The 3,126-nt window shown below is 66.6% G+C and carries 4 protein-coding genes; 1 reads left to right on the top strand and 3 read right to left on the bottom strand.

The features are described from left to right. Positions 1-395: rRNA adenine dimethyltransferase family protein (locus EOA60_RS25785; protein ID WP_281060777.1), on the top strand; the 395-nt coding region annotated here is incomplete at its 5' end. Between the two features lie 48 nt (positions 396-443). Here EOA60_RS25785 and gmk read toward each other — a convergent pair. The 3 genes from gmk to mltG all read right to left on the bottom strand — a co-directional run. After that, positions 444-1,118: a guanylate kinase gene (gmk, locus tag EOA60_RS25780; RefSeq protein WP_066995702.1), complete on the bottom strand. Its 675-nt coding sequence runs from the start codon at positions 1,116-1,118 to the stop codon at positions 444-446. 5 nt (positions 1,119-1,123) lie between these two features. After that, positions 1,124-2,014, bottom strand: a complete 891-nt coding sequence (locus tag EOA60_RS25775) for a YicC/YloC family endoribonuclease (RefSeq protein WP_095823646.1) — start codon at positions 2,012-2,014, stop codon at positions 1,124-1,126. A 155-nt stretch (positions 2,015-2,169) separates the two neighbouring features. Continuing rightward, positions 2,170-3,126 (bottom strand): endolytic transglycosylase MltG (gene mltG, locus EOA60_RS25770; RefSeq protein WP_128312106.1); only part of this gene is annotated, 957 nt, incomplete at its 5' end.

Raw genomic sequence — 3,126 nt, 5'->3', positions numbered from 1 at the left:
TCTATCAATCGATGACGCTGATGTTCCAGCGCGAGGTGGCCGAGCGCATCACAGCAAGCCCGGGCAGCGACGCCTATGGCCGGCTCGGCGTGCTTGCCGGCTGGCGCACCGAGGCAAAGATCGCCTTCGACGTGCCGCCGCAGGCTTTCACTCCGCCGCCGAAGGTCACGTCCTCGGTGGTGCATCTGGTGCCGCGTCCATCTCCCCTGCCCACCGACGGCAAGAGGCTGGGCCGCATCACCGAAGCCGCCTTCGGCCAGCGCCGCAAGATGCTGCGGCAAAGCGTGAAGAGCTTGGGCGGAGAGGCCCTGCTCACCCGCGCCGGCATCGACCCGACGCGCCGGGCCGAGACGCTGAGTGTCGAAGAGTTCGTAAGGTTGACGAACGCGCTGTAGCCCGCCGGCCTTCTTCTCCCCTTGTGGGAGAAGGGGAGGCACTGCCTCTCACTCCGTCTTCTCGTCCAGCAAGCCCGAGATGAAATCGAACAGGCCCGGCCGACGGTCGCGGCGCAGGCGCTCGGCTGTAACGATTGCACGCACCTCGGCAAAGGCGCGGTCGAGATCGTCGTTGACGATGACGAAGTCATATTCCTTCCAGTGCTCGATCTCGACGCGGGCATTCTTCAGCCTGGTCTCGATGACCTGCTCCTGGTCCTCGGCGCGGCGCTTCAGGCGCGCCTTCAACTCCTTCATCGAAGGGGGCAGGATGAAGATCGAGACAATGTCGGCGCGCATCTTCTCCTTGAGCTGCTGGGCGCCCTGCCAGTCGATGTCGAACAGCATGTCGCGGCCTTCGGCAAGTGCTGCCTCGGCCGGCTCGCGCGGCGTCGCATAGAAATTGCCGTGCACCTCGGCCCATTCGAGCAGCGCGTCGGAATCGCGCAGCCGTTCGAACTCGCGCATGGTGCGGAAAAGATAATGGACGCCCTCGATCTCCGAGCCGCGACGCGGCCTGGTGGTGACGGAGACCGACAGCTCCAGGCTCGAATCGCTTTCCAGAAGATTGCGCGCGATCGTCGACTTGCCGGCGCCCGACGGCGACGACAGCACCAGCATCAGCCCGCGGCGGCGGATGCGGGACCCCAGATCCCTGGCGGCCGTAGGCTCCTTGGCAACCATCCCCGTCACTCCAGATTCTGAACCTGCTCGCGAAACTGGTCGACCACCGCCTTGAGCTCCAGCCCGATCGCGGTAACCGCGGCGGCATTCGACTTGGAACACAAGGTATTCGATTCGCGATTGAATTCCTGCGCCAGAAAATCGAGCTTGCGGCCGACGGCGCCGCCGCTGGAAAGCAGCGTGCGGCCTGATGCGACATGCGTCTTCAGCCGGTCGATCTCCTCGCGGATATCGGCCTTGGTGGCGAGGAAGGCCGCTTCCTGGTGCAGACGGACCGCGTCGAGATTGGCCGACGCATCCATCAGCAGGCGGACCTGTTCGGTGATGCGCTCGCGGATCGCCGCCGGCTCGCGCGACGGGTCGGCCTCGGCCTTCAGCGTCAGCGCCTCGATGGCGTCGATATGGCCGGACAACAACTGGCGCAGCGCGGCACCTTCGCTCTGCCTTGCCTGCTCCAATCCGGCCAGCGCCATGTCCAGCGCCGACAGGATCGTCGCGTCGAGGGCGGCGCGCTCCTCCTCGGTCTCGACCGTCTCCAGGATGTCGAGCACGCCGCGCAGCGCCAGCAGACCGTCAGCCGTCGCCGGCGCGGTGCCGAACTGCTCCTGGAGGCGCTTGGCCAGTCCCGCCAGGTCCTTCAGGAACGCCTCGTTGACCACCGGCTGCGCCTGCTGGGCGGCGGCGCGCGCGACAGTCAGCGTTGCCTGGAAATTGCCGCGCGCGAAGCGCTTCTGCACGGTCTGCCTTACAGCGGGCTCCAGCCGGTCGAAACCCTGCGGCAGCCTCAGCCTGACCTCGACGCTCTTGCCGTTGACCGATTTGACTTCCCAGGCGATCGACGTGCCGTCGAGCTCAGCGACGGCTCGCGCGAAACCGGTCATGCTCTGCACGTTCATGATGCGTGTCACCCCTTGACGCAGGCCCGGCGCGATTGCCCGAGCATGCGCCCCTAGCAAGACGCCGGACCTCTGGCCAGCGTCGGATGTCCCCTCAAAACATGAATACGGCCCGGCGTCAAAGGAGGCGGGCCAGATCCGGCAATCACCGCGGCCTACTGGGCCGCGTCGCCATTCTCGCCGCTGGCGCCTGCACTGGCACCGTCGTCGGGAGTGGCCGGCGCCGTCGTCTGGCCGGAGGCCTTGGCTGCCGCATCGGCCTGCTTCTTCTGCACCGCCCGATAGCGGGCGACGTTCTGGTTGTGCTCTTCCAGCGTCGCGGCAAAGACATGGCCGCCATTGCCGTCGGCGACGAAATAAAGGTCGTCGGTCTTCGACGGATTGGCCACCGCCTCGAGTGCGGCGCGGCCCGGATTGGCGATCGGCGTCGGCGGCAGGCCCTTGATCAGATAGGTGTTATACGGCGTCTGCTTCTCGATGTCGGACTGATAGATCGGCCTGTCGGCCGGTTTGCCCTTGCCGCCGAACAGGCCGTAGATGATGGTCGGATCCGACTGCAGCCGCATGCCCTTGGCGAGCCGGTTGAGGAAGACCGCGGCCACGCGCGAGCGCTCGTCGCCCCTGCCCGTCTCCTTCTCGACGATCGAGGCCAGGATGACGAAGTCCTCCATATTGGCGATCGGCAGGTCGGGCGCGCGATGCGCCCAGACGTCCTCGACCAGCTTCTTTTGGTCGGCGACCAGCTTTTCGACCATCTGCTGCCGGGTGGCGCCGCGCGTGAAGCGCAGCGTGTCGGTCGCGATGCTGCCCTCGGGCGGCATGGCCGACGGCATGTCGCCGGTCAGCGCCTCCTGCTCGGCCACGCGCTGCAGCGCCTGCTCAACCGTGAGCCCCTCTGGGATGGTCAGCGAATACATCACCGACTTGCCGCTCTTGAACAGCTCCATGATGTCGCGCATCGAGGCACGCGGCTTGATGGCGTATTCGCCGGCCTTCAGCGCGGAATCGTTGCCGGTGGCACGCACCCCCAGCCTGAAGATGCGCGCATCGCTGACCAGGCCGCGCCGCTCCAGCTGGTCGGCGATCTCCTGAACGCCGGTGTTCGGCTTGAC

The sequence above is a fragment of the Mesorhizobium sp. M1A.F.Ca.IN.020.06.1.1 genome, from assembly GCF_004023265.1.
In the GTDB taxonomy this organism is placed as follows: domain Bacteria; phylum Pseudomonadota; class Alphaproteobacteria; order Rhizobiales; family Rhizobiaceae; genus Mesorhizobium.
Note: the sequence above shows the minus strand (reverse complement) of the source record. Positions and strands in the feature narration are given on the sequence as shown.

Excerpts from the sequence above, each read along its gene's own strand:
- gmk (WP_066995702.1), bottom strand. The coding sequence starts at position 1,118 with ATGGTTGCCAAGGAGCCTACGGCCGCCAGGGATCTGGGGTCCCGCATC.
- EOA60_RS25775 (WP_095823646.1), bottom strand. The coding sequence starts at position 2,014 with ATGAACGTGCAGAGCATGACCGGTTTCGCGCGAGCCGTCGCTGAGCTC.